This is a genomic window from Parabacteroides acidifaciens, assembly GCF_003363715.1.
GTDB classification, from domain to species: Bacteria; Bacteroidota; Bacteroidia; order Bacteroidales; family Tannerellaceae; genus Parabacteroides; species Parabacteroides acidifaciens.
Genome location: NZ_QREV01000016.1, coordinates 66,231 through 86,874, shown reverse-complemented (window position 1 = coordinate 86,874; position 20,644 = coordinate 66,231). Strand labels below are relative to the sequence as shown.

Below are 20,644 nucleotides of genomic sequence, written 5' to 3'. Positions count from 1 at the left end.
TAAAGAATTAGATTTAATAATATATTAACAATTGCGCTATTGTTTCTTGATATAAATATCCCTGCCCCGCCGTTCGTAGCGGATCGGAATGATCTCCGAGAGAGCCTGGAAGACATCTCCGACAGTTTCTTCATTCCTAAGCGAGACACGGAAAGCGACCTCTTTCTCCAAGTTGTCATCCAGATGAATCCGAACGTCGTACTTACGGGATAAGCGGATTGCCAGTTCGTTGAGTGTGATTTTATCATATTCAACTCTTCCCTCCGTCCACGATTTATATTGGGACGCCTGCACTTTCTGACGGGAAAAGCTACCGTTCTGCTTATCGAGACTCAGTAATTCACCCGGTGCAACCGGTATATGTTTACCTTGATATAAGATATCGACCGCGCCTTCCAGTAAAGCCGTCTTTGCCTGCATATCTTCGGGATAAGACGACACATTAAATTTGGTTCCTTTCACCAATACACTATAATGATCGGTATTCACCGTAAAAGGCGTGCCATCCGACTGCTTCATTACCTCGAAATAGGCTTCACCGATTAAAAAGACTTCGCGGTTTTTCGTATTGAAATTACCGGCATAACGTAAAGAAGAACCGGCATTCAGCCATACGACTGTGCCGTCTGCCAGAATCAGCTTGCTTTTCTCGCCATAGGCAGTTTCCATTGCAAAGAGATTGCCGGCTACGTCTGTGGCCCGGTACTGGTAGAGACCGTATGTTCCTCCCAACAATAGGAGAAAAGCAATTGCAGCGACTGCGATAAATCGCTGCAATTGCTTGTGTTTAGTCCTAAACACACTGCTTAATGACTGACGTACCTGCATCCGGCGTTGTAACTGTCTCCATTCATTGGAAACTTCCGGGATAAGTTTACTGGAAAGCATCCATTCTTCTTCCCATCTGCGAAAAACATTCTTATTTTCAGGAACGGCATTTACAAACCGGAAAAGAATTTCTTCTTCGGAAGGAGAAATACGTCCTTCAAAATAACGTATTGCCAACTGATGATTATCGATCTCCTGTTCTTTCATTACTTTTGCTTTCTATATGATGTAACAACTCAATTAAATTCTACCCAACCTATGAGGTTTGAATTTTACAAAAAAAATTCCATACCAAGATAAATGTCTAATTATCCTGATATGAAAACGATGACTTCACCCGCATTAATCAGCAAGAAGCCAGGCCAATATCGCAATATATATATCCAATGGATATTTTTCCTTGAAATGTACGGAAAAGCGGGCTAAAGCTTTGGCTATATGTTTTTCGACTGCCGTAGTCGATATCTGGAGAGCATCCGCAATCTCCCGGTTTTTCATTTTCCTGAAGCGGCTCATCTCGAAAACTTCGCGGCAACGCGACGGCAGGTCATTCATTACGATCTTGACCTGTTCTTGCAGTTCTTTATACAGAAGGGTATGTTCAGGTCCCAGATTAAAATCCCAATAATAAAGTTCTTCCTGCCCGGCCACCGCATCCAAATGTTCCAGGCTATGTTGCTCGACCAGCCGCAGATGTTTCAAATAATTGAGACAGGCATTCCGCACCATTGCAAAAAGAAGGGACGAGACGGAGACTGCTTCTATCAGATCGCGTTTCTCCCAGAACTTCAGAAAACTTTCCTGGATAATATCCCGGACAGCTTCGTCGTCATTCACAAAACGAGCGGCATATCCCCGCAATCGAGGATAATAACTGTTGAACAGGAACTCGAATGCTTCGCCGTTTCCGTCTTTTATCTCCTGCAATAATATTTTCTCGTCTGTGAAGTTCTTCATATCAGAATTTCTGCTTATCCCATGAGCGATACCTTATCTCCCTGTTCATGGTTTATTCGATTGATCAAGGCAAATGTAAACAATATTCTTAGAAAACAAATAAAACTGTTTATCTTTACCCGCATAAATAATCAGCCATATGAAACATAGAATCATCTTACTATTCATCAGCCTGCTCTCTTATTCGTTGCAGGCCCAGACAGTCCATTACAATGCATTCTCCCACAATGATTACGAACGTACTCATCCGCTATTCGACGCTCTTTCGTTTAACTTCAACTGCGTGGAAGCGGACTTGTGGCTCATAGACGGGGAATTGTATGTATCGCACGACACGGTCGCCCCCAACCCGGATATCACATTTGATAAACTATATCTGCTGCCTTTGGTAGAACGGATCAAAAAGAACAATGGGAAAGTGTATCCCGGCAGCGACCGTCCGTTCTATCTGATGGTGGACTGCAAGACAGACGGCGAAGCGATGTATCCTGTCCTGAAAAAGAAACTGGAAGCATACGAATCCCTGTTTTGCCACGAAAAAGAGGGAAAATTGCAGGAGGCGGCTATCCTGTTCTACCTGTCGGGCAGAAGCCCGCGTAAAGCAATTGCCGCCGAAACCAACCGTTTCATCTTCCTCGACGGCACGATCGACGATCTGGGAAAAGGGATCCCGGCTGCATTAATGCCTGTTATCAGCGATAACTATTCAAAGTATATCAATTGGAAAGGCGATGGAGAAATACCGGCCGACAAACTCGAAAAAATGCGCGAATACATCCGCCAGACCCATGCAGAAGGAAAGCTCTTCCGCTGGTGGGGAGCGCCGGACAAACCTCTGTTCAAAAAACTCTTCATACAGGAAGGCGTAGACCTGATCGGAGCGGATGACCTGAAAGCGCTGGATGAGATACTTCAGCAAACTTCACGACAATAACGTTAGCTTATTGTATAAAACGTGTTTTTCAGGGTAAAAAAACATCCGAAACCAAACAAATGTTAATCCACTTTTCAGCCGTCAAAAAGGAGCTTTTTCTTATGATCCGGAACCTTATCACAGCGAAGAGGGACTTTATTGCTCTGATCCGGAACTTTATTGCCCTGAAGTCGGACTTCATATAGTACGAAGTCAACCTTCAGAGCGATGAAGTGCCGGGTCAAGGCAATTTTCTGCGCACCTCACGGCTACAAGTCCCTAAAATTTCCTTGGGATATTTGGAACGCAGTTCGTCTTCGTTCGCAAATATTCGATTCTCCGAGAGTTAAGGTTTATCACTTTGCTGGTGTTTCCGGCTTCCGGCAATCAAATTGCATGCTTTTCGGGACAGTCCCGGCACTTCATTCCTCCTATTGTCAGACGAGATGGCTAAAACCACAAAAAAAGTCAATCCAAAATCGATCAAGATTTCGGATGAAATAGAAAAATGGCAGAAATAGGGGTTATTGTCTATTTTTCAATTTGCAGAAGGTCTAAACATAAGAAGTTTTTAACCATAAATGATGATTTAGCGGTCTGTGCCCTGCTCGCATATCGCTATTTCGTCAACCCTTCAACGTGGAAATAATCCACATCAACAAATCCTTTTCCATCCGTAATGTCCGGGTTAATACAGAAAAGTCCGACCTTTGCACCAATCCATTGCCCTTTATCTATCTTCAATGTAAAATCGAGCGGAACGTATTCAAGGCTGTTTACGCTATATGAGTATCTACAGGTCGCGTTCGGAAATACATCGACCTTCAACCACAGACTTTCGGCATCATGCTCTACAGCTTCCAACTCCTTCGGAGGAAAGCCACAGGTCTCCTGCTTCCCTTCATACAACACGATCTCTTTTTTACCGCCTTGGTTCCGGGCACAAAGGTAAGTATGATAATTTCCCATCATGACGATCCCCGCTCTTTCTCCGTCCTGCAAAGCCGATATGTTCATTTTGGCCGTAGCGCTGAATTCAGGAGCCGGTAGTTTTTGCAATAGAAGATTACCGGAATAGTAGAGGTTACCCTCTTCCGTCGGAGAGGAAACCGCATACAAACGGATATTTCCTTTAGAAGCGGAAAGAGAATACCATTGGCTTTGCTCCATAGCTTGCCATTGCCATTGCAATCCCAACGACACGCCGTCAAATTCGTCAGAAGTCTGAGGCGTTTCGACCGGGCAAGTCACACCCACGTCCGGTTTCTTATGTCTGAGGGCCGGAATTCCACACCCTTCCCCCTTTTCGTCCAACCCGATTACAGGCCAATCATCGACCCATCGTGCCGGCTGTAAATGGACGATCCTACCGTAAGCGTTTTTATCCTGGAAATGAATGAACCACCATTCCCCTGTTTGCGTATCAACCAATCCTCCCTGATGAGGACCGTTGATCCCGTTGCCTTCTTTCAACACTTTCCTGGATTCATAAGGGCCTTCTATGCTTTTAGACCGTAACACGGTCTGCCATCCCGTAGAAACGCCTCCTGCCGGTGCCAAAATATAATACCAGCCGTTCCGTTTCATCATTTTCAATCCTTCTAAGACCGGATTCTCCTCATTATCCCAATATACAATCTTCCCGTTGTCCAGCAAACTAAGCCCATCTTCCGCCATCCGGTGAAGATAGGCCGGTCCCCCGCAAAGTTTACTCCTGATCAGATAAGCGTTCCCGTTATCATCCCAGAAAGGACACGGATCTTCCCATTGCGAGACTTTCAATATATTCTTTAAATTCCACTCCCCTGCCGGATCATCCGTACGGGCAACGAACAAACCTTCTTCCGGTGTGCAGAAATAGACATAAAACACTCTGTTATGATAACGTATCGAAGGAGCCCAGGAGCCTTGCCCGTGTGCCGGATATTTGTAACGGTCAAAGGGCAATCCTGAATATACATGATTGATAATCGTCCAGTTGACCAAATCTTTAGAATGCAACACAGGTATTCCGGGAGCACAGGTAAAACTGGATGCGACCATATAATAATCATCATTTACACGAATCACATCAGGATCGGAATAGTCCGCATGAATAATCGGGTTCGTGTACGTGCCATCGCCATTGTCAGGCAACCAAACCTGAGCACTCACACAAAAGGATCTCACCAGCAAAAGGCTTATTAACAACACTATTTTATTTCTCATGATCTGACTTTATATAAGGTATTTGCCAATAAAAAAGGGCTGCCGGAACTATCTGCGGATGTTCCGACATGCCCTTCCTCACAATTCAGGAATGCCGTATGTTTTCGTCAACCCGCAACACGTAATCATTTTGAACTTAGGATCGACACAGAATATTCTTTCGGGCACACCTTAAATTTGTAGTTTCTTATTCTTCCTCCATTATTCATATCCGGGATTCTGTCCCCAGCTGGAATTCGTTTCCAATGTATTCTTGGCGATAGGGAAGATACGGCGGAACTTCTCCTTCAACTCTTTTTGTGCATAAAGAGCGCGGAAAGGAGTCGGATCTTCGAACTTGCCAAAACGGATCAGGTCGTTGCGACGCCAAGGTTCGTCGAGCAATTCTCGTGCACGCTCGTCAAGGATATCATTCAAAGAAGGATTCTCCGTTGCTTGCGGTGCATTCACATAAGAACGTATCTGGTTCAACAGAGATTTTGGAGTATCGCCATTAGTACTCATCCCGCCACGCAGGATGGCTTCTGCTTTCATCAGCAGAATATCGGCATAACGGAATACAGGTGCATCCTGGCTCTGATTGTGGCCATCATCGGCTGTCATGTTCTTGTCGGGAAAGAACTTAATGGAGCGATAGCCCATTTCACGACCGATAAGGTCATTGCCTACATTAAGCTGGGCAACACCATTGGACAGTCCGTCGCGGATGTAAACATCACGTGTGAAGTTTACGCGATGGTCTACTTTTGCATCGGGATCCGAACCGGTGTAAAGTTCGTCCTCGTCGATCTTTGTAGTAGACTTGATGAACGGCTGGTCGGTCACATAGCCATCGATGCAGTATAAGTTCTGTTCTCCGCGCAGGATGACCTGATTACGTTCATCACCCTCCAAGTTGAACTTGTCTGCATATTCCGGATTCATACGCATAAGCCCACCAGGATTTGAAGGATACTTCCATCCCAATACTGCGCTGAACTGCTCATGGCCGTTTCTATAGCTCCAGTAACGCATAACTTTATTTCCCTGGAAGAGTTTGTGGTCGAAAGGAACGGCGAAAATGAAATCCTTTACTTGCGGACCATTGTCCGGCATGAACTTTCTGACGTAACCGGTAGCAAGGTTGAACTGGCCGCTGCTAATGATGTCATCGCACATCGCGATACATTCGTTCAACTTCGGATTAGCTTCCGTCGGTTCATACTTGGTTACGTCGTCATTCATATAAACCTGCCAGTTCAGATAGATCTTGGCAAGCAAGGCGTCAGCCACATAACGTGTAGCCTTGCCGTAAGTACTAGCATCAATTTCGCTCGGAAGCAAGTCACGAACGGCAAGAAGTTCTTTCTCGCAGAACTTTATCATCTCCGAACGTGGGGTACGGGTGTCAGGCACGTCGCCGAATTTTTCCATCAAAGGAACTGCACCAAAGTTATCAGTAAGGAAGTAATAGAAGTAAGCGCGCATGCATCGTGCAGCAGCTCCCAATTTACCATTGCGGTCTGCCTCATCTAATTGGGCAAGCACGGTGTTACACGAAACAATACCACCGAAGGCATCGTCCCATATCCCTTTCAAGTGTCCGGCATCCCCTTCCTGGTTCCACTGGTGCAGGGTTTCACGCACATAGATACCACCATCATACCAGTTACCATCCATAGACACACACATGGCAACATCGGAGCTGATGTTGTTAAGGACAAACCAGCCTTCACCAACTGCTACAGTGCGGGTATAAATGGAACCGGAGATAGCATCTACAGCTTGCTGTCCTGTCGGCAGTCCGGTATATTGCGACTTAATGTCGACATCAAGGTCTGTACAGCCACCCAAAATGAGAAAAACGCCGGCAGCAGCCGTTATTGTCTTTATATTGAAAGTTTTCATCTTATGTATTTCAATTTAGAAGTTAATATTTACACCAAACATAAAGGTACGTGTACGCGGATAAGTCATACGGTTATCGATGCCGGGAGCGCGTCCACTCAGTGATACTTCCGGATCTATGCCATCATAACCGGTTATGGTGAATACATTATTAGCCGTCACAGTCAGGCGCAGGTCATTAACCCAAGAGCCCACATTTCCAAAATCATACCCAAGGGAGAGACTTTGCAAACGAATATAGCTTCCGTTCTCGATATAACGGTTACTGATAATAGCTGAATTACCGTCGGTAACCTTCTCCGTAGAGCGGACGCTGCTAAGGAAGTTACGCGAACCGACTTCAGACATATTGGAAAGGCTTGCTTTCGACGCATTCAGGATATCGTTGCCGAATACGCCTGTGAAGAATGTGGTAAGACTCCACTTTTTGAATGAAACGGTGTTATTCCAACCCACTGTCAGGTCAGGCTGTGCATTACCGACAACGGCACGGTCTTTCTCCTGTGGAGAGGCAGTGGTCTCGTAAGAGCCATCTGCGTTAACCAGACGCTCACCAGTTTTGCCGTCATGTGCGTAGAAGACAGAACGGCCTTCATCGTTGTAGCCTGCCCATTCGTAAATGAAGAATGTACCGATAGGTTTGCCTTCGATAATACGCTGAGCACGATAGCCTGACTGGCCGCGAAGGTGCATTTCCGAATCGTCAAACTCGATAAAGTCACGCGAGAACTCATCATTGGATATCCTCTTGACATTGTTCTTGTTGTGAGAAAGGTTTAATGTCGTATTCCAGCGCCAGTCCTTTGTCTGAACAGGAACAGCATTAACAGTAAGTTCTACGCCTTTATTGGTGATCTCGCCTACATTGGCAGTCATCGTACCATAAAGATACTTGGCCGTAGAGACATTATAGTCAGCAATAAGATCTTTTGTATCCTTGCTGTAGTACTCGATAGTACCGTTCAAGCGATTCTTGAAGAAACCGAAGTCAACACCAACGTTGAACATACTGGTCTTTTCCCACTTCAAATCAGGGTTAGCATTACGTGCAGGAGCAAGTGCCTGGATTTGTTTGCCGCTGGAATCGGTAGTCCAGCCATTCGTTCCATACAGCTGTAAAGCGGAGAATACATCGAATCCTAAAGAGTTACCACTAACACCATAGCCTACCCGAAACTTCAAATCGTCGAATATATTGAGATTCTTGATGAAATCTTCTTCGCTTAAACGCCATGCCACACTACCGGAGGGAAATGTCGCCCAACGGTTGTTCTTACCGAAGGCTGAAGAGCCGTCACGACGTACAGAGGCCTGAAGCAGGTATTTACCGGCATAAGAATAGTTGAAACGTCCATAGTAAGAAATCATACGAAGTGTAGAAAGCAGCTGGTTCCCATAGTCATTACGTTCATTGTAATTAGACATTCCGAGGTTATGATAACTTAGCTGGTCGTCATAGAATCCGCGTGCCATTGCCTGAAAACCGTCATTGTCGTTGCTCTCTTCCCAAGAGTAACCGACCATAGCGCCTACTGTATGAACATCCCTGAATGTTCTATTGAAGTTCAGATATGTCTCGAACACTTTACGAGTATCTTCCATATTCTGGCGCAGGGCATACCCATTGTCTCCACGGTTACCAATGTATTTGCTGGAAGCGTAACGGTTGTAGGAATTGTTACTGTTCTGATAAGAAAGGCTTGCATGGTAGTCCAAACCGTCGATAATGTTCAACTGGGCTGTTCCGGTAGCAAGAATGCGCTTCGTCTTGTAGAAGTTCGTCTGCTCTTTGATCATAGAAACCGGGTTATAATACTGGTCGATAGCCAAGTTTTCAAACCAGGAACCATCCTCATTTCTCACCGGAGACGTCGGCATGTAATAAGCCATGGCGTCATAAGCGCTCTTTCCGTCGAATTCAGCCTTAATATCGTTACGTTGAGTCAAGCTCGCATTCAGGTTAAGCGAAAGGATCAAATGGTCTTTCAACGTTTTTGTCTGTACGAAAGAACGGCCGATGAAACGCTCGAGATCCGTATCCATTATGACACCCGAATTCTTCATGTAGTTGAAACTGGTCTGGAAAGTTGTCTTCTCATTTCCCCCTGACACCGACAGGGCATGATTATGACTAAAGCCTGTACGTTCCACTTCGTCCTGCCAGTTGGTATTGACCCCAAGGTCCTGCCCGCCGGCAATGTTCATATTGTTTTCTTTCATCCATGCGCGATATTCGTCGGCGTCCATCACATCATATTTCTTTGCCACTGTGCTTGCTGCCACATAGCCGGAATAGGTTACATTGGTACGTCCTTCCTTCCCTTTCTTCGTCGTCACTATAATTACGCCGTTGGCTGCTTTAGAACCATAGATGGCAGTAGCCGAAGCATCACGGAGCACATCGATATTCTCAATATCATCAGGAGAGACAAGAGAAAGATCGACGCCCGGAACACCGTCGACGATGTAGTACGGTTCTTGTGCCGCGCCTGAACGGAATGTGGAGGCACCACGCAGAGTAAGATGGACATTTTGCGCATTAGGGTTGGCATCTTGTGTGACCACAAGCCCCGGGACCTTACCTTGCAACAATTCACCCGGAGTCGTGTAGACACCCACATTCAGATCTTCGGAGGAAATTGTCGTGATCGAGCTGACCACATCCTTGCGCCGCATCGTTCCGTAACCAACGACTACGATTTCGTTCAAAGTCTGCATATCTTCAGTCAACTTAAAAGTCAGTGTAGACTGATTACCCACTTTCACTTCCTGTGTGTTATACCCGAGATATGAAACCTGAACAATTGCACCAGGGGCTACTTCCAACGCAAACTTACCATTTATATCGGTAATAATACCATTCGTTGTACCTTTCTCTATCACATTGGCACCGATAATCGGTTCACCCAGATAATCTGTTACAATACCGGTGATTTTCTTCTTCTGCTGAGTGACTTCGGCAACAGCAGGTACTTCTTTTACTTTATAACTGGACAAAACAACATAGGTACCTTTCTGCGAATAACTCAATCCTAACTGTGTAGAAAGGTTATCCAGTACCTCCTTTATGGATTTGCCAACTAAATTCACGGAAATCTTCTTGTTCACATTGACGCCGGCATCGTAAATAAACAAATACTCCGTCTGCTTTTCAATGGTGTTCAAATAATCTTTCAATGAAAGATTATCACCTTGTAAGGTGATCTTTTGCGATATCGCATTCTCCGCATGCAAGCAGAAAATGGCTGCAAATAAGAACATATAGGTTATTCTCATTATCCTAAATAAATGTTTATGCCGTGATTTTAGTGCAAGACAAAACCCCGACAAAGGAATTTTATTCATAACTTTGTAATATTAAAGATTAATACTTGTTTAAAAACATGTGTTAGTTGTAAGGCGATGAATGTGCGAGATTCATCGCCTTTTACATTACTCTCTCTTTCTGTTTATTCTTCATTCCATAGGCTTTTTCAGTTTTAAATTTAAGATTTACATTTACTTTATATAAATAACCGTATTATCGTCGTTGCGGGAAAAAGTAAAATGAGTACTACGTTGCAATACCTGCAAAATGAAATCCACACCATCCGAGATACGGCATTTACCACTGCATTTATAGTCATTCAGCTTTTTATTCTGAATGATGATACGGATATCATAAGTTCTCTCAAAACGCTCCATCAAATCAGCAAAACGAATATTCTCGAAACAGATCAATCCCTCCTTCCAGCGATAGTCATCCAGATTACGAATCGAATCGATCACCATCTCCCCATTCTTCCACTCGGCCTTTGTCATCGGAGAAAGCTGAATTTTAGCATCCGGCTTTATTTTATCCGTCAATTCAATAGAGCCTTCTAACAAAGCCGCCGAAAACTCATTATCCTGTTCATCTGCCTGAACATTGAATTTCGTACCCAAAACCTTTATATCACATTTCTTTGTCTGCACGACAAAAGGATGTTTGGCATCCTTGGATACATCAAAATAGGCTTCCCCTTTCAAAGACACATTACGCGACTCCTGAGTAAAAGAACCTGGATAGATCATTTCACTACAAGCATTCAGCCAAACATTCGTGCCGTCGGATAATATGATGTTCACCCGCTGCCCCGGAGGAACAACGATCTTATTCATGGCAATCGGAGGTGCCGTTTTCACTGCATTATTATATATATACAAAGTAGAGACTACCAGTATGGAAATCGCAACTGCAATCTTCAAGGATTCCCTGATAACAGAAAACAGACGGAAACGACGTACAGACGATGCCATATCGCTCTCCCCTGTCCTACGCAGCAACAAGATGTCAAAATACTTCCGTTCCCGGATCAGCTCTTCCCTGTTTTCATCGGAAGCATCCACCCAGTTACAAACAGCCTCTTCCTCTTCAAAAGAGGCTGTTCCTGCAAAAAAACGTTGTAAAACTTTTCTGTCCATATATTAATAAGCACCTCAGAAAAGAGACCCCCTAAAATTTTATACGAATATTTTCACCTTCTCTTATTTTCCGGTTACTGATGACTTTTCCATCGGTAGCAACGACGACTTGTAACTTGCCGTCAATACGCTTCACTTCAATATCGAATACTTTATCGAAAGCGCAGATCTTCCGCAAATTCATATGATCCCATTCCTGCGGAAGACGCGGAGTAAAGACGAACGAATTCAGGCCGGTCGGACGAATACCGAACATTCCTTCCGTGATAATCCGGCAATACAAACCGCTTTCGGCAGACAGATGTCGCTGACTTCCTTCCGGCCATGCCTCGATTGCATACGGAACATGTTCGCCCAGCAGGCGTTGATTCGAATAAAATTTCAGATAATCGGTTGCCTTTTCCGTTTCACCGCAAGCATACACACCCCGCAGGGCATACAGAGTCGAACGGTCCCAGAACGTTTCACTTCCGGCCTGTGTCAGCAAGCCGTTTTCCGTCCAAAGACGCGGAGAAAACAGAGCTTGTATGGTTGCATCTTTCCGGTCGTAAATTCCGACAGTCAACGGAATGCAAATCCAGGAACGCAGCACATCGTTACCTTCATAGTATTGATATGTATTGAAGCCTTCAACCGTTCCGCCAAAATAGCGATCGATATTCTTCTTCAAGATCTCCGCCTGCTTGGTATATCCAGCCAGCTGTGAAGCCTGTTTGCCCAGATCCTTACCCAGATAAACGGCCGAACGCAGCGCATCATAATAGAGGGAAGAGGTGCAAAGGTTCGCTTTCCCTGCCGGAAAACGTCCCTCCAATTCGTCGGCATCGGAAGCCACGACACCGCCTTCATTCAGGTTACGCCGGCAATATTCGAGTGTCCATTCAATCAAAGGCCAAAGTTTCTCTGCTTCGGCTTTATCCCCACGCGACAGCGCATAACGCGAAGCGCCGTAGGCAACCATGGCAGCATCACCGCGATCACCTGCTCCGGCCCAGATATCCGTGCCCTCGGCAATAATCGAACTGGGCAACGGCTTATATTCCGGATTCATAAAGCGGGCAAAATGTTCGTAAGAACACAACGCCGAACGATTCCCGATCTCATATCCCAGATAAGGGAAGAACGGATTGATATATTCCGCCTGGTCGTTTGCCCAGATAGCGGCATAGTAAGATTCTCCGCCGGGACCATGCATCAGGCCTCCCTTCGTATCATAAATACTTTCGGCCCCGCGTATCTTGGCAAAGGCAAACATGGTATTAATCACAGGATCGGGTGTTTCCAGTATCAGGTTATCCCAGAATCCGGCAATCAAACTTTGGCGTGCCTTCAATTCCCGGTCTATATCAAACACCTGTTCGTTTTCATTCTTTTTATACCCGGCAAAAGTAGCACTAAAAGAAAGCTCTTCACCCGGCTGTAGCTGACAGGCGGTCTGGCCTGCAATCGTAGCAACCAGTTTATAACTCCCGTCCACCCCTTTCGCCGCATCCGTTTCGACAACAGAACGGGAAGAAGGGATCTCGACCGATACCGCGGATTCGCCGACATTCCGCAATATATACTTTTCACAAAAAGCAGGACTTGCGACAGAAGGGAACAAAATACGGGTCAGTTCGAGTTTACCTTTACGGGGAAGCTGATATTCGCTTTGCACGACCATCGTTCCATTCAAGGTAATATCTTTCACTTTTTCATTTAAAAGAGACTGCCCGTTCACCTCGACCATATCCGTCACATTCCAGGCAAAACGGCGCATCAGGCTGGCATGCGTATTATTCGGAATCGTACGCAGCATCGGCCAGACCATGCTACGGTTCAACATAAAAGCCCCGTTTGCATCGACTCCGTAACGGAGGACGGTCGACACTTTCAACCCACTCATTTCGATATGATCTTCATGCGGTATTTTTTCATCCACCTGCCAAGTGATGCCACCGGCAGAATTAATCGTCCAACGGTCAGCGGCCGAAATGGAAATACAGCTAATCCACAGAAGGGACAAAAGGCAATAGATTCGTTTTCTCATATTATTTACAAATATTGGTGATGTGTTTTTCAAGTTCCATATATTTATAAGCACCTCAACAAAGATACCCCCTAAATAAACAGATTGTTTTTCCCGGAAAACGATTTTCTCTTACAGAAACAAGATTATTGTCATATAATCTTTCAGCTTCACCTTCAGTATCTTCAAGGCTTTGGATATATGAAATTCGACACTTTTGACCGACAGGGAGAAATGGGCGGCAATTTCCGGATAAGTCTTATTCTCATAGCGGCTCATGATAAAGATTTGCCGGGTTTTATCGGACATCATCGCCAAAGCCTCGTCCACCAGGCGTTGGGCCTCGTCACTGAAAATTTCCTGCGGGTCGCAGGCTTCGAGGGTGACAATACGCAGGTTAGTCACACGTTGCTGATGCTCCCGAAGACGTTGTTCCACATCTTCACGGACACGAAGGTGGCGGAGATAATTCAGACATTTATGTTTGATCGTTTCCAGGATATAGGCCGGAATATTCGAGTCGGAAGCAAGCGTATGGCGGTTTTCCCAATAGTACATAATTCCCTCGACAGCAATATCCTCAGCTGCCGCATCATCTTGAATATACGTGTTGGCGAAACGCACAAACAATCCATGATAATCAGCAAACAACTTATTAAAAGCTTTTATATCCGAGGTTGTTGTCTCCATGGCTTTTCTTTTGATCGATAAAGATATGACAATTTTTTGTAATTAAACATATTGCCCAAAAATCCATCATCAATTGCACCGCTCCAATCAAAGCCCCAGCCCCGAATGTAACATTTTGTTATTTTTTATCTAAGATGGCTTCCATCTGATTACAAACGGTGACATTCTGCACAAGAAGGGTTCCATCTGATTACAAAAAGATTTTTTCAAGATCAGAAGGTTTCCATCTATCTGTAATTTTTTCATTTTACAACAAGAAGGGCTCCGTCCAAGTACAAATTTTTCATTTTGTCCTTAGACGGAACCCTTCCGGTCGCAAATTTTTCATTTTGCAGTAAGAAGGCTACCCTCCCTACTTTATTTTCTCAAACCAGGATAAACGTTCCAGCGGTACCGTTACTTCGATTGTTTTCGGTCCCTTGAACTTTTTGCCTGTATCGTCCAGCCATACGCCTTTTGGCAACATGACTGTGCGGGTATGTTCTTTCGTCAGGACGGGAGCAACCAGATATTTGTCGCCCAACATAAACTGGTCCTTGCAATCGATGAAACCCTGATGCGGGAATACATATTCCATATGGCGGATGATCGGCTCACCGGTCTCGGCGGCATGATGGGCCAGTTCGAGGATATAGGTCCCCATCTTTTCGTGCAGATGCGCATAGTCGCGACAGATAGCCAAATGCTTCTCGTCGAGGATGCGCCAGGGGGCTACCGAGAATTGCATCATCGGCATCAACGCATGCACCTGGCAGGAACGGACGATCAGTTCCTGATCGAGCTTCGTCTGGTCCACACCTAAGAAAGAGCCGAACTGTCCTCCGCCGATCATATCCGGGCAAGCATACGCATAGCCCAGCAATCCGGCGGCAATCATATCCGGCACAAGGAGACCGACAGCCTTCCAGGAATAGTCTTTATCACCTAAGCGTTGCACCAATGCCTCACCGCCCATCTTCCATCCGGCACGATATTCATTGAACGGGAAGTCCAAACCGATCTTCGCCCAGTATTGGCACATATCTACCGAAGTGGCCGACTTATCGTAAAACTCCAGCTCCGGATCATTATAGTGCCCGATATCGCCGGCATCGAACTTGAATCCGTCCACACCGTATTTTTCCTGCATACCGCGCAACTGTTGTTTCAGATGTTCGGCCGCAGCCGGATTGCTCAGGTCATAGCAAGCACTGTATCCGTTCCACCAGGGAATGATCGCTGCGGCATTCGTCCCTTTCTTCTTGATCAGATACCCTTTCTGCTGAAGTTCGCGAAACTCGGGACTGTCCGGGCTGACAAACGGGCAAATCCAGAACATGATCTTGAAACCCTGACGGTGCAAACGGTCGATCATCCCTTTCGGATCGGGAAACCGTTCGGGCTTGAAGTCGAAATTACCGTAGTATTTCTGCCAGTTATCATCCACCATAAAGACGCCTACCGGGAATTTGTTCTCCAACACGTTATCCGCATATTTCAGGATATCCTCCTGATTCTGGTTGTACATCAGCTCGATCCAGGTATTATACTGCGGCATGGAGAAAAACAGCGGGTCCGGCAACTGTCCCGAAGGCGGGAAATATTTTGTAGAGGCCGCCATATAAGCATCCCGTAATGTCCGCCCCGCCAGGACCGGCTCCATTTTCTCATAATCGGAATAGAGACGCAGCTCCCCATTCTCCACCTTAAAAGAAAAAGGCTTGTCGCTCCAGATATACCGTCCTTCGGAAGAAAGCAGCAGCGGCACATTCTGGTTATTCAGGTTCTCGGCAGAGAGGTCGAACAGGCGCAAGTCCCCTTCAAAAGGCATCTTCGAGCCTAAGGCGACCATGCCGCCCCACCACTTTTCTCCGGCAAGAGAAGATATTTTCGATTCATACTTGCTTCCGGCAAAGCAGGGCAATGTCAAAAGAGCCAGTAAAAGAAGATAAATTGTTTTTTGATTCATGATATAATGATTAGTCAAATATTTCTGCAAATATACGTTTTACCGTCGGAATACAATCGCCTTCCGGTTCGCTCGGATAGGCATTTGTCGCTTTTGTCCAGGGTTCTTCGATTGCATAAAAATCGATTTCGGCAGGATTCTTGCCTTCCAACCGCAGCATCTGATAGTCGAACCAGGTTTTCCAGCGCATATAATAAAAGTCTTTCAAGATACCGTTCCATTCCCGATGAGCATAGTCGCGCAGGCCTCCGTCGTCGGCAGCATTGCGGTTCCCCCAGGTAGTTATCTGTACACGGGCATTCCATTCATACAGGTCCTTTTCTCCGGCAGTATTTCCAAGACTGCGGGCACGGCCGATCCAAGTTCCGACCTTAAACTCGGAACGTGTTCCCAACAGTTCATCCTGTAGAAGGATCAGCCGCAGGAAGCGGTCGGCAGCTTCTTTATACAGCACTTTGTCACCGGCGGCATAGGCCGCTTCCGCCACCTTTTCCGTCAGGCGTCCCCGCTCGGCGATCGCCTGGCGGACAATATCGACCAGATCATATTCGAAATTATTATTTCCTTTGAACTGATCGGCAACGGATACCATCAGGGCAGCAGCGCGGATCACATCGCTCGGATCATAATAATCCTTCATTTCCGACCAACTCGAAACCTCATACGGGTGTTCGGTTGGACGGGCACAAAATACGGATTCATGCGTTCCCTGCTGCGTATTTGCATCCGGACAGTTATAAATGGAATTGCTCAACAAGATCCAGGCCTCCTGCACGGTCGGATTACTTTTCCCATAACGGGCTGCCGTGTACTCCTTCAACCACTGGTCCTTGTCGAAATGCTGCGGCCGCCAAGGCAGCTCGGTCAACAGTTCGAACATAACCGGGTTGTTCTCGCTTCCTTCCATCGTCATGCCGACACCTTTCAAAGTCTTGCCGAACGGACTTTCCTTTGCTTTGTAGAACTCGTCGATCACATGTTTCATCTTCCCGTGCAATCCGACGTTACCGCCGTAGTTCAGCAACATACAGTAAATCCAATCGTGCTGCCCGAAACCGTCTTTCCGGTACCAGGTCGATTCGGGATCGCCCCACTGGGGACGGCTCTCGGCAAACAAATCCAACGCGATCAAATCGCCGGCTTCCAGATTCCCGATCATTTTCGGGCGAGGGTTCGCCTGCCATGCCTGGGCCACCCAGACAGCTTTCGGATTATTCTTCTTCATCGCCTGCATAATCGCTTTTCCGGCGGCGTCCAGATCCACACCGGCTACACTTCCGCCTTCATGGAACGGGTCCATGCTATAATAGTTCGCTTTGCCGTACAGTTTGTTCATCTCCTTATAATATAAGGAAGCGATCTCCTGGAAACGCGGATCTGTCGGTTGCAGGAATGCGGGACGGCGATATCCGTTCCACAGCCCCGGGTCCGAAACATTCAGCCCTAATTTTTCCTTTGCATTGTGGGGAACCATGCCGGAATAGCCCGGTAAGACAGGCTCGATGCCATATTCGCGCATCCGTCCGATGATACGTTTCTGAAGGGCTATCTGCTGCTTATACCAGCTGTCGGGATTCGGCCCGCCCCAACCTTCGAGGTTGTTCATCAGCCACCAGGCCTGAAAACCCGGACCGGCCACGAACTCGTTGATCTCCTCTTTCGTATAGCCCAGTTTGCTCAGCACATTCTGCCAGACGCCGTCTGTCCCGACCATTGCCAACGGCAGGTTTATACCGTGCAAGGCCATCCAGTCGATCTCTTTCTCCCACCGTTCCCAATCCCAGAACGCCATCGTATAGGAAAAGGTACAATAGTTAAAATCATACCGGTACTTCATATCCGTTTCACGACGTTCCTTCTGTTTCACAGCAGGCAGTACTTCAGGCAGTTTTGCCTGCATACCGTTCCAGGAAAGATGGACTCCGGCATAATATTTCAGATACCAGTTCAACCCGGAAGCGATACTCACATAGTTATTCCCTCGGATCACCACCTTGTCGCCTTTCTGGTCAAGTTCAAAAAAATCAACAGGCGATTTCACCTGTTCAATCACAAATTTACGCGACGCACCTTTATCAATGCGTTCCAACAGCCCTTCGATAGGAGAAGCGGCTTTCACGGCAAGCGCAATCAGCAACATGCCGAGGATATGAATAATTCTCATTCGAATATGTTTAGACAATCAATTATTATTACTACTTACAAGCCATTATTCCACTTTTATTTATCAGAAAATCGAATCCTCCGTCTCCGTAGTCAACAATTCCAGCGCCTTGATTCCCATCACCGAGTTCCCTTTCTGATTCAACCGGGGACTCCATACTGCAACCGAATAACGCTGCGGATAAATAGCGGCAATGCCTCCGCCCACACCGCTCTTACCCGGCAATCCGACCAGATAGGAAAACTCACCCGCTTCGTCATAAAAGCCGCATGTTTGCATAATGGCATTCATACGTTTGACTTGTGAAGAAGTTAGCTTAATTTCCCCATACTCAAAAGGAGAATAATGTGCGAAAGCTAAAAACGCATTGGACAAATCATGACAACTCATCTCTATGGAGCACTGCAAGAAATAGAAATGAAGTACTTCTTCTATCTCCCCCTCTATATTGTGATGGTATTTCAGCAGATTGGCAATCGCTGCATTCAAATAACTTTTCTCCCGTTCAGACCGGGCCACTTCCTCATTGTAGGAAATAGAGTCATTCCCACACAGGTTCCGGACAAAACGAAGGAAATCTTCTTTCGGATGCTTCAAATGCTTCAGCAATACATCGGCCAGTACGATAGCGCCGGCATTAATAAACGGGTTACGGGGAATCCCCTTCTCCACTTCCAATTGGACTAACGAATTGAAGGCTGTACCGGAAGGCTCTTTTCCTACCCTCCGCCACAGTTCTTCCCCTTCGAAACTAAGGCACATGGCCAATAAAAACACTTTCGATATACTCTGGATAGAGAAGCGGGTCGTCGCATTTCCTTGCATAAAGACCTCTCCCTGTACTGTGTTAATACACATACCGAATTGATCCGGATCGACGTTTGCCAATGCCGGGATATAATCTGCCTGCTTGCCAACCTGTGCATAAGGCTGTATCTTCAGATAGATATTCTCAAGAATTTGTTGGTAATCCATGTCTTAGTCTGATGTTATTAAAGTTATCCGCCGATTTTCAGGAAATACTGTTTATTGGATCGAGATATTATCCAACAATATGTTGACGCCATATTTTCCGTCAGGCGATACCCACCATTGCGTATCGCCATTCGCACAACGGATCGCAAAACGGTTATCATACAACAAACGGCCGGAACCGTCCGGAATCCAGAGGCCGAGGCGATACGTCCCTTTTTCCAGGCCGGCCGGGATTTGCAGATCGGTCGAAATCGTATGTATCAACGGAGTGCATGCGCTATTATCCGGTTCATACGGCTGCCAATCGTTCACATTCGCATCTGTCAAGGCCGTATGACAGACCTTGCCGGACATATCGACCAGAACCAAATAGACCGGATGCTCGTTAAACAAAGTCGAGAATCCCCGGTTAACCAGTGAGATCTCTACCGGATTCGCCTGGCCGGAAGCCAAAGCGGCAGGTGCTGTCATTTCCTGCAATTCGATACGATACCCAAGATGGTCACGAATATAATCGAACACATTCCGTTCTACTGCGGAACCATCTTTCTTTGTGAAATATCCATCCGATACCGGCATCTTGTTTTCTTCCAGGAATGTCCTGGAAACCGGAGTCTCCTTCCAGTACATCATAGAATATTTATCCTTCGTGTCCTTCTCTTTATAATTATGGATCGCGCTAAGCGAAGTGAAATGTTGCAGGAACAGGCGGCGCGCTGTCTGTAATCCGTCGATCACCCATCCGGCTTCGGGATTATCGGGGTCCTCGTTCATGCTCCAGGTTCCCCAGGGCAGTTCCCCGTCGACCGGCAGAAAAGGAGACTGCCGTACAATCTGCTCGTAAGCCGGTGTTCCCTCGGACATTCCGCCATCCCACTGGTGCTTCTTGATCACAATAAAATCGTCGTGGAAAGAGACACGCTTATAATCAGCCAAAGCCGGGTCCAGCAGGTTTTTATATTCAGGCACACGAATCTGCACGGCACGTCCTTCGGGTGTCATCCGGCAAATATGCTGCAATATGGTCCGTTTCGTATCGTCCGATTTCTCCAGGCCATGAAAAGAACTGTGCCATTCTCCCCAAGCACCGATCATGCCGGCTTGTACGACCTGGATCACATCTTTGTTCTTTTCGAGGAAAGGTTGGAGCTGCTCGGTATGACGGACGATATCTTCCAACGTCGGCCCTGTTGCCGCCCTTCCCATAAATTGGGTTTCGTAGGCAAAACGGAGTACTGCTTTTTTTCCAAGTTCACGCAATTTATCAAAGAAAACGTCCATCGTCCGGAAATCCGCCTCTGTCAAATCTTTCCCGACAGCACCTGTCAGATAGAAATAGGTTTGCACCAAAGAGACGCTGTCGGATGCATAAATATCAGACTGTTCTTCCAGATAAGAGGTGATATCCGGATATTTTTCCGGAGCCCAGACATAGTTCTTTTCCGTCACATCCAATGCCACTTCGAGCCGGAACCCTCTTTCGGGATTATATAGCCCTTCCATACCCGCCGGATCATCCGCATAAATGCCCCGGAAAGTACGATGCCGGACATCGGAACCGCAAGAGGCAAAGCTCCCAAACGTCCATATAGCTGCCAGCATCAGGGTTGTTATGTTTTTCAT

Annotated in this window: 13 protein-coding genes; 1 reads left to right on the top strand and 12 read right to left on the bottom strand. The window is 46.4% G+C overall.

The annotated features are described in order from the left end of the window. Window positions 1-36: 36 nt before the first annotated feature. Window positions 37-1,035, bottom strand: a complete 999-nt coding sequence (locus DWU89_RS09055; protein WP_115499326.1) for a FecR family protein — start codon at window positions 1,033-1,035, stop codon at window positions 37-39. A 135-nt stretch (window positions 1,036-1,170) separates the two neighbouring features. Then, entirely contained in the window at window positions 1,171-1,785 is a 615-nt protein-coding gene (locus tag DWU89_RS09050; RefSeq protein WP_115499325.1) for an RNA polymerase sigma-70 factor, read from the bottom strand. A 139-nt stretch (window positions 1,786-1,924) separates the two neighbouring features. Between DWU89_RS09050 and DWU89_RS09045 the strand changes: the two genes are divergently transcribed. Next, entirely contained in the window at window positions 1,925-2,719 is a 795-nt protein-coding gene (locus tag DWU89_RS09045) for a phosphatidylinositol-specific phospholipase C/glycerophosphodiester phosphodiesterase family protein (RefSeq protein WP_115499324.1), read from the top strand. Window positions 2,720-3,316: 597 nt separating this feature from the next. Here DWU89_RS09045 and DWU89_RS09040 read toward each other — a convergent pair. The 10 genes from DWU89_RS09040 to DWU89_RS08995 form a co-directional block, all read right to left on the bottom strand. Continuing rightward, window positions 3,317-4,906 carry a glycoside hydrolase family 43 protein gene (locus DWU89_RS09040; RefSeq protein ID WP_115499323.1) on the bottom strand — a complete coding sequence of 530 codons (1,590 nt, stop codon included), beginning with the start codon at window positions 4,904-4,906 and terminating at the stop codon, window positions 3,317-3,319. A gap of 201 nt (window positions 4,907-5,107) precedes the next feature. After that, window positions 5,108-6,793, bottom strand: coding sequence for a RagB/SusD family nutrient uptake outer membrane protein (locus tag DWU89_RS09035; RefSeq protein WP_115499322.1), 1,686 nt, complete (start codon window positions 6,791-6,793; stop codon window positions 5,108-5,110). Window positions 6,794-6,808: 15 nt separating this feature from the next. After that, a complete protein-coding gene (locus DWU89_RS09030; protein ID WP_244205883.1) occupies window positions 6,809-10,069 on the bottom strand; it encodes a TonB-dependent receptor in 3,261 nt (1,086 codons plus the stop codon). A 222-nt stretch (window positions 10,070-10,291) separates the two neighbouring features. After that, the gene (locus DWU89_RS09025; RefSeq protein ID WP_115499320.1) at window positions 10,292-11,236 is read right to left on the bottom strand and encodes a FecR family protein; all 945 of its coding nucleotides are present in this window, start codon (window positions 11,234-11,236) and stop codon (window positions 10,292-10,294) included. 31 nt (window positions 11,237-11,267) lie between these two features. After that, window positions 11,268-13,265, bottom strand: coding sequence for a glucosidase family protein (locus tag DWU89_RS09020; RefSeq protein ID WP_115499319.1), 1,998 nt, complete (start codon window positions 13,263-13,265; stop codon window positions 11,268-11,270). Window positions 13,266-13,376: 111 nt separating this feature from the next. Next, window positions 13,377-13,934, bottom strand: coding sequence for an RNA polymerase sigma-70 factor (locus DWU89_RS09015; protein ID WP_115499318.1), 558 nt, complete (start codon window positions 13,932-13,934; stop codon window positions 13,377-13,379). Between the two features lie 352 nt (window positions 13,935-14,286). Beyond that, the gene (locus DWU89_RS09010; protein WP_115499317.1) at window positions 14,287-15,882 is read right to left on the bottom strand and encodes a glycoside hydrolase family 31 protein; all 1,596 of its coding nucleotides are present in this window, start codon (window positions 15,880-15,882) and stop codon (window positions 14,287-14,289) included. 10 nt (window positions 15,883-15,892) lie between these two features. Further along, window positions 15,893-18,046 carry an alpha-N-acetylglucosaminidase gene (locus tag DWU89_RS09005; RefSeq protein WP_115499316.1) on the bottom strand — a complete coding sequence of 718 codons (2,154 nt, stop codon included), beginning with the start codon at window positions 18,044-18,046 and terminating at the stop codon, window positions 15,893-15,895. A gap of 63 nt (window positions 18,047-18,109) precedes the next feature. Then, window positions 18,110-19,021, bottom strand: a complete 912-nt coding sequence (locus DWU89_RS09000; protein ID WP_115499315.1) for a glutaminase — start codon at window positions 19,019-19,021, stop codon at window positions 18,110-18,112. 51 nt (window positions 19,022-19,072) lie between these two features. Next, on the bottom strand, window positions 19,073-20,644 hold the full coding sequence (locus tag DWU89_RS08995) for a DUF4832 domain-containing protein (protein WP_115499314.1): 1,572 nt from the start codon (window positions 20,642-20,644) through the stop codon (window positions 19,073-19,075).

Bases quoted from the DNA above. Each gene is read 5' to 3' on its own strand.
- DWU89_RS09005 (WP_115499316.1), bottom strand. From the start codon at position 18,046: ATGAGAATTATTCATATCCTCGGCATGTTGCTGATTGCGCTTGCCGTG.
- DWU89_RS09020 (WP_115499319.1), bottom strand. From the start codon at position 13,265: ATGAGAAAACGAATCTATTGCCTTTTGTCCCTTCTGTGGATTAGCTGT.
- DWU89_RS09010 (WP_115499317.1), bottom strand. From the start codon at position 15,882: ATGAATCAAAAAACAATTTATCTTCTTTTACTGGCTCTTTTGACATTG.
- DWU89_RS09055 (WP_115499326.1), bottom strand. From the start codon at position 1,035: ATGAAAGAACAGGAGATCGATAATCATCAGTTGGCAATACGTTATTTT.
- DWU89_RS09040 (WP_115499323.1), bottom strand. From the start codon at position 4,906: ATGAGAAATAAAATAGTGTTGTTAATAAGCCTTTTGCTGGTGAGATCC.
- DWU89_RS09045 (WP_115499324.1), top strand. From the start codon at position 1,925: ATGAAACATAGAATCATCTTACTATTCATCAGCCTGCTCTCTTATTCG.
- DWU89_RS09035 (WP_115499322.1), bottom strand. From the start codon at position 6,793: ATGAAAACTTTCAATATAAAGACAATAACGGCTGCTGCCGGCGTTTTT.
- DWU89_RS09030 (WP_244205883.1), bottom strand. From the start codon at position 10,069: ATGAGAATAACCTATATGTTCTTATTTGCAGCCATTTTCTGCTTGCAT.
- DWU89_RS09015 (WP_115499318.1), bottom strand. From the start codon at position 13,934: ATGGAGACAACAACCTCGGATATAAAAGCTTTTAATAAGTTGTTTGCT.
- DWU89_RS08995 (WP_115499314.1), bottom strand. From the start codon at position 20,644: ATGAAAAACATAACAACCCTGATGCTGGCAGCTATATGGACGTTTGGG.
- DWU89_RS09025 (WP_115499320.1), bottom strand. From the start codon at position 11,236: ATGGACAGAAAAGTTTTACAACGTTTTTTTGCAGGAACAGCCTCTTTT.
- DWU89_RS09000 (WP_115499315.1), bottom strand. From the start codon at position 19,021: ATGGATTACCAACAAATTCTTGAGAATATCTATCTGAAGATACAGCCT.
- DWU89_RS09050 (WP_115499325.1), bottom strand. From the start codon at position 1,785: ATGAAGAACTTCACAGACGAGAAAATATTATTGCAGGAGATAAAAGAC.